This is a genomic window from Clostridium sp. NkU-1, from assembly GCA_001312405.1.
In genome coordinates this window covers 1-5,503 of sequence record BBDR01000033.1, presented here as the reverse complement: position 1 = coordinate 5,503, position 5,503 = coordinate 1, and the positions used below count along the sequence as shown (strand labels likewise).

The following is a 5,503-nucleotide window of genomic DNA, read 5'->3' as shown; positions in this document are numbered from 1 at the left end:
CCTCAAAAGAAAAGTCAAGAAGAGATAAGCGCGAGTGGCTCAGTTGGTGGAGTACGACCTTGCCAAGGTCGGGGTCGCGGGTTCGAGTCCCGTCTCGCGCTCTTTAGAAAATATAGTGATTATGAGGGTTTCCGGGTTTCGGGAACCTTCTTTTTGTTTACATAAATAAAAGTACTTAAAGTTTTAGGTAACTAGGGTATATCATGATATAGCCCTTTCCAGATTAACATAGTTTTCAATCAATTTTTTTGCATTTCTGTATCTGATTGAGTTTAAAACTGAGTTAGCGTCTTGGGACTGTTCCCCATAATGGAAGAGATCAAAGCGGCATTAGGGCATTGGCGCATATTATTGGTTGCAAAGCTTGTATGGAAACCATATAAGGTAATGTAAGGAAGTTTCATTTCACCCTTTGGAAACAGCGCTTACAAGAAATGATTTATAAAGCACACGCGATCCTATAACTCAGGATTAAAGGCTTTAGATGCTCATATGGCACAATATATGCTCTTAAAAGAAGATATCGTTAATCAATTTATTAATGATCCAAATAGACCGGCAAGTGCGGCGCTAGCCTATACACTAAATTGCTATTTAAATGAATAAGAAACTGTTAATCAGGTCCCGATTAGGGGCTTATTTTTATGCTCATATGAGCAGAAAGGAATCATATATGAAAGCTAAATTAATTTTAAATGATGGAGCAACAATCGAAATGGAGGCAGCGGCCAGCCTTACAGGACTTACTACAGTTTTCACAGATTGGACGGATGCCGCTTCCGTTATGCCGAAGCTGACAGAAGATAACCTTGCAAGCGTCCAGGTGCAAAACGGAGAAGGCACGATAGTAGGAAATTATACTGACCTTGTGCTACAGCCGGGATCATGGGAAGAAAAAGCAGATGGTTTATACATCACAATTTCTTTGCGTGAAAAAACAGACATTGAAAAACGTCTGGATAAAGTGGAATCAGGACAGGAAGTACAGGCCGGAGCTATAGGAGAACTGGCCGGAATGATGGGAGGTACACAATAATGGTGGCTTTTTATTTAATGAGAATTACAGATGGAAAAATGACGGTGGAAGAAGTACCACCAAAATGGCATGACGAAGTGGAAGAAAAATTAAAGGAAGAGTGAGGCAAATGAGAATGAAATTTATTGACAAATACAATGCTATGGTTGGAGCTGCAGTAACGGTACTGACGGCTTTATTCGGTACATATTGGTATGTGTTTGCAGGATATTTATTTTGCAATATAGTGGATTATGTAACAGGCTATGCAAAGGCTAGAAAAAAACCACACAGAATCAAGTAGTATTGGTATTATCGGGATCGCGAAAAAAATAGGCTATTGGATCATTGTTTCAGTATCATTTTTAATTCCGAGTTTATTTATAAATTTGGGGAAAGATATGTTCGGAATAAACCTATCTTTCCTGGAATTACTTGGCTGGTTTACACTTGCGACACTCTTAATAAATGAGATCAGGAGCATATTGGAAAATCTTGTGGAATACGGGTGCGATGTTCCAGAGTTTTTGATCAAAGGGCTTGCAGTTACCGAAAAACTGATATCAGCCGGAGCAAATAAAACAGAATAAAAATAATCCGGGCCTGGAATATCCGGGCCTTTTATATTGGAGGAAAGAATATGAATGCAGAACAGAAACGGCAAGCGGTGTGTGATAAATACGCAACGATTATAGGCCGTAACCTATACAGCCAGACACTACGAGATTATTGTTTTAAAAAAGCACCCAGACGGCAATTACTATAGCGATTGTAGTAGCTCCATATGTTATAGCTACCAAGAGGCCGGGTATGGCTTCGGAAACTTTAATACAGCCGGGATTTACCAGTCAGGTAAGCTGATTACCATTGACGCTGATATCGCCACTGGAATGCCAGATATATCACGTTTGCGTAAGGGGGACATGTTGGAATTTGCGGGTACTGATGCAAGCAGACCACTTAAGATCGGCCATGTGGAAATGTATTGCGGTAACGGGATTATCTGCGGACATGGCAGCGGTAGGCCATCGTACAAGGATATAGTGGCATACTGTAAGAGCCGTTACGCTTCATTCGCCCCCGGAGGCTGGCGTAAGGGCCTTGTATGTGTACGCAGGTACATACGAACGATACGCAGCTTGTCCCGGAACCAGAAAAGCTATCAGGCTGGAGCCAGGAGTCGGACGGCTGGCGTTTCTATCTTGGAAATTCAGGTGAGCCAGTACGCAATGCCTGGTATTTGGATTCGGACGGTAAATGGTATTGGTTCGATGGTGCCGGGATCATGATTGCAAGCAAATGGTATAAGTATAATGGTGATTGGTACTACTTGGGAGCTGATGGGGCTATGTGTGCATCACGGCTTGTGGAAAGTTCAGGGAAGATTTACGCCGTAGATGTTAACGGCAAGATGATCACGGAACCAGTGACATTGACGCCGGATCAGGACGGGGCGTTACAATATCCAGGTCTAGCAGTATAAATAAAAAAGGGGTAGGGACACTCCCTACCTCTTGTAATACTTTTCAACTCTCTTTTGTATTCTGTTTTTTCTCTTTTCTAAAAAGTGGCCATATATCATGGATGATACTTTTGAATTATGGTAATGATTTTATAAAACAATTTTCATTCACTGATTCATCTTCTCTTGAAACTGATATAATGGTATTTTTCAATCGTTCCTCAACAGGAATTGATCTATTAGTAACGTTAAAATCAAATATATTTTGTATTCTTGTTTCAGAAATTGTACCTCCCATGCATAAAACCCTAGGCTCATTCTCATCTACAATGCGTTTTTGTTTTTTATATCCGGTCAAATACCCAATGAAATACGTGCATAATTTGTTATCATTGTCGTATCCAATTATTGCAAAATCTGTAGAAAATGGTACATCTTTTGGTTTATCTGATAGCAAACATTCAATACGATCAACAAAATCTTCTGAATTGTTTATAGTTTCGAATCTTAATCGTGATAAAATAAATTGTGCTTCTTCAAGATATCCTACAAAACCAGCGATAGTGTGATTTGATATTTTTAATGTTTTGTCGCAATGTTCTATGTGCTTCTCGACTCCTGCCCTACCGTCACTCATAATAAGGGATTTTTCTTTTGACGCGTATCCTACAATTAAGCTCATAATATTCCTTTCTTTATTCAATATATTGTAATTTGGTTTTGACAACCATATAATGTACTTATTAGCAGATGCTAAAATTCTACAAATTTTAAAATACCATCAAGATAATAACGCCTAATACTTCATTCTATTAATTTCAATAATCTTTTTATTCATAATACACCAAAACAAAATAAAATGAAATATCGATAGAAGTTAATTCAAATAGCAATTTAAAAGCGGGAACTGCCACGATCCCTTCGGGAGCAGGTTCTATAACTGTTTCATTTGACTCCCCGTTTTCCGCAATCGTAACAGGGGTTACCGGTACTCAGGTAAAGACCATCGAGGGAAATACCTCTGGTGCCAGTGGTGTAATTGAGAATGGCGGGGGAATATGCCAGAAGTCCTATAGCCTGACTGAGAGCCGAATCATGGGATATGGCCGCCCTGATTGGAGCATTGTGGAGCAACCGTCATATTCCCATGGCTGGAATAAGGATAAAAATGGTTGGTGGTATGCGGATACCAAGATCACATATTATAAATCCTGCTGGCGGGTAATCAACGGTCACAAGTACTATTTCAACCAGGACGGATACGCAGTCACCGATTGGAAGGTAATTGATGGAAAGGATTATTACTTTGAGCCAAGAGCCGGGCACCCACTAGAATGCGCTCTGTATGTGTCAGATGAAAATGGGGTCCAGGGACCGGGAATGTTTTAAAGCCAGTGACGCTCACGCCAGATCAGGACGGCGCATTGCAGTATCCAGGACTGGCAGAATAAATAATTCAAACGGCGGGCGTTTTCCCGCGCCCGCCTTAAAAGGAACTACCCTATTCTCTTTTATAATACTGATTAGACTATTTGTGTTTCATAAGTAACTTTCTACAAATAAAAATTAATAGCAAATGATAAAAAAACCTAATATAGCAAAAAGACTGATTTTCAGAAGTTGTTTTGTTTTGTTTTCTTCAGCATAGCATTTTTTTTACTCGAATAAGGAGGGAAGTATAATATAAAACAAAAAGATTACAATAGCCAATGAGCCCCATAATATTCGAAATTGAATTTCTTGGCTTAAGCCACTTTTCCAATCCGCAAACCGAAAACACTGAAATATAAATATTTCAAAGATGCATGGTAGAACAATACCCATTGGAGACAGAATAGATGTATCTTTTTTATTCATATTAAAAACCTCATTTCTATGATTTATTGATTATCCACCAACAGACTGGTGATATTCTGTTCTTGTATCAATCAAATGATTACCCGTATCATATGATTTGATTACTTCGTGATAGCAGTGGGTATAATACACATTGTCATATGAGAAATATACCTCATATAATTTTTGAGAGATTACCATCTTATAAGGAGTTAAGGCGGCGCAAACGGTGTAAACAAAAGCACCAATTGCTAAAGCAGTTCCCCCTGGTAGTCCTAAGGCGCCAATTATTATACCGGCAGCAGTACTGGCACCGCCTACTACAATCTGTTGAATAGCAGTATTTGTAATCGTGTAATTACTGGATGAAATATATACGTGTTTGTACTGTGAACCGGTAAGATCACCACTTCTTAACAATTCATCATTATGTGTAACTTTATCTGTCTTTTTATTAGTTGGATTTGCTAAAGCATAAAATACATTATAATCGTGATTTGATAAATACTCAATCGTTGACTTGCCATTTTTTACTGTCGTAAACTCAGCTGTTCCATCAGTATGTATCACCCGATTCATATACACACGTGACCCATCTGTATCAGTAAATTCCATTTTTTCAATTACATCGGATCCATTCATTGAATAGTTTATGCTTTCTGATAAGTTTGTTGATTGTGCGAATGTGACAATACTGCCTGCTTGAACCAATAATGACACGATTAATAGTAACGACATACTTTTTTTTGATAATATGAATGCCTTTGCTTAGATAATGTTTCATTATTTTTCTCCTCTCTATGCGATATTAACCAGTTACATGTATACTTTCCATTGGAATCGCCCCCTTCCTATATTTTTAATTATTATGTCGATAAGATTTCGTAAAAATCATGTATAATTTAATAATTTTTATAAACAACACTGAATATTAATAATTAATATCTAAAATTGTTTATATTAATAGCATACTACAATATTTTGTGATTAAATATTTTTGCAATTTTCGTAGTTCTTTTTTTTCCTAAACGTAAATTGTTTTTACTAACAACAAAATTTGATTTATATACTTTGTTACTTAAAATGCTATTCATCAAATCATTTGTGGTATGAGCACAAAGAAGTTACGAAAAAGTATGAAATCGAAAAAAATAGTGATTTACAGAATCAGATTGCTACAATAAAATAGC

At 37.6% G+C, this 5,503-nt stretch carries 8 protein-coding genes and 1 tRNA gene; 7 read left to right on the top strand and 2 right to left on the bottom strand.

Features of this window, described 5'->3' with window-relative positions:
- The first annotated feature begins 28 nt into the window (after positions 1-28).
- The 6 genes from JCM10519_RS24345 (at position 29) to JCM10519_RS33710 (ending at position 2,498) form a co-directional block, all read left to right on the top strand.
- Positions 29-101: transfer RNA gene (locus JCM10519_RS24345), tRNA-Gly, on the top strand.
- Between the two features lie 572 nt (positions 102-673).
- Entirely contained in the window at positions 674-1,036 is a 363-nt protein-coding gene (locus JCM10519_RS24340) for a hypothetical protein (protein ID WP_054742543.1), read from the top strand.
- A gap of 109 nt (positions 1,037-1,145) precedes the next feature.
- Positions 1,146-1,319 (top strand): phage holin family protein, encoded by a 174-nt coding sequence (locus JCM10519_RS33720; RefSeq protein WP_347845380.1) that lies wholly within the window; start codon positions 1,146-1,148, stop codon positions 1,317-1,319.
- Positions 1,282-1,605, top strand: a complete 324-nt coding sequence (locus JCM10519_RS24335) for a phage holin family protein (RefSeq protein WP_347845379.1) — start codon at positions 1,282-1,284, stop codon at positions 1,603-1,605. Before JCM10519_RS33720 ends, JCM10519_RS24335 begins: the two co-directional genes overlap by 38 nt.
- Before the next feature lie 333 nt (positions 1,606-1,938).
- Positions 1,939-2,304, top strand: coding sequence for a hypothetical protein (locus JCM10519_RS33715; protein ID WP_347845378.1), 366 nt, complete (start codon positions 1,939-1,941; stop codon positions 2,302-2,304).
- The gene (locus JCM10519_RS33710) at positions 2,301-2,498 is read left to right on the top strand and encodes a hypothetical protein (RefSeq protein WP_347845377.1); all 198 of its coding nucleotides are present in this window, start codon (positions 2,301-2,303) and stop codon (positions 2,496-2,498) included. The genes JCM10519_RS33715 and JCM10519_RS33710 overlap by 4 nt, the downstream gene beginning before the upstream one ends.
- Positions 2,499-2,613: 115 nt before the next feature.
- Here JCM10519_RS33710 and JCM10519_RS24325 read toward each other — a convergent pair whose 3' ends face one another.
- Positions 2,614-3,159: a hypothetical protein gene (locus JCM10519_RS24325; RefSeq protein ID WP_054742541.1), complete on the bottom strand. Its 546-nt coding sequence runs from the start codon at positions 3,157-3,159 to the stop codon at positions 2,614-2,616.
- A 413-nt stretch (positions 3,160-3,572) separates the two neighbouring features.
- Between JCM10519_RS24325 and JCM10519_RS24320 the strand changes: the two genes are divergently transcribed.
- Positions 3,573-3,866, top strand: coding sequence for a hypothetical protein (locus JCM10519_RS24320; protein ID WP_054742539.1), 294 nt, complete (start codon positions 3,573-3,575; stop codon positions 3,864-3,866).
- A gap of 498 nt (positions 3,867-4,364) precedes the next feature.
- On the opposite strand, the gene JCM10519_RS24310 is transcribed toward JCM10519_RS24320, so the two are convergent.
- Entirely contained in the window at positions 4,365-4,955 is a 591-nt protein-coding gene (locus tag JCM10519_RS24310) for a hypothetical protein (protein WP_054742535.1), read from the bottom strand.
- Positions 4,956-5,503 lie beyond the last annotated feature (548 nt).

What these genes read in the sequence shown, in the direction of transcription:
- JCM10519_RS24325 (WP_054742541.1), bottom strand. Translation starts at nt 3,159, where the DNA reads ATGAGCTTAATTGTAGGATACGCGTCAAAAGAAAAATCCCTTATTATG.
- JCM10519_RS33710 (WP_347845377.1), top strand. Translation starts at nt 2,301, where the DNA reads ATGATTGCAAGCAAATGGTATAAGTATAATGGTGATTGGTACTACTTG.
- JCM10519_RS24320 (WP_054742539.1), top strand. Translation starts at nt 3,573, where the DNA reads ATGGGATATGGCCGCCCTGATTGGAGCATTGTGGAGCAACCGTCATAT.
- JCM10519_RS24340 (WP_054742543.1), top strand. Translation starts at nt 674, where the DNA reads ATGAAAGCTAAATTAATTTTAAATGATGGAGCAACAATCGAAATGGAG.
- JCM10519_RS24335 (WP_347845379.1), top strand. Translation starts at nt 1,282, where the DNA reads ATGCAAAGGCTAGAAAAAAACCACACAGAATCAAGTAGTATTGGTATT.
- JCM10519_RS33720 (WP_347845380.1), top strand. Translation starts at nt 1,146, where the DNA reads ATGAGAATGAAATTTATTGACAAATACAATGCTATGGTTGGAGCTGCA.
- JCM10519_RS24310 (WP_054742535.1), bottom strand. Translation starts at nt 4,955, where the DNA reads ATGAATGGATCCGATGTAATTGAAAAAATGGAATTTACTGATACAGAT.
- JCM10519_RS33715 (WP_347845378.1), top strand. Translation starts at nt 1,939, where the DNA reads ATGTTGGAATTTGCGGGTACTGATGCAAGCAGACCACTTAAGATCGGC.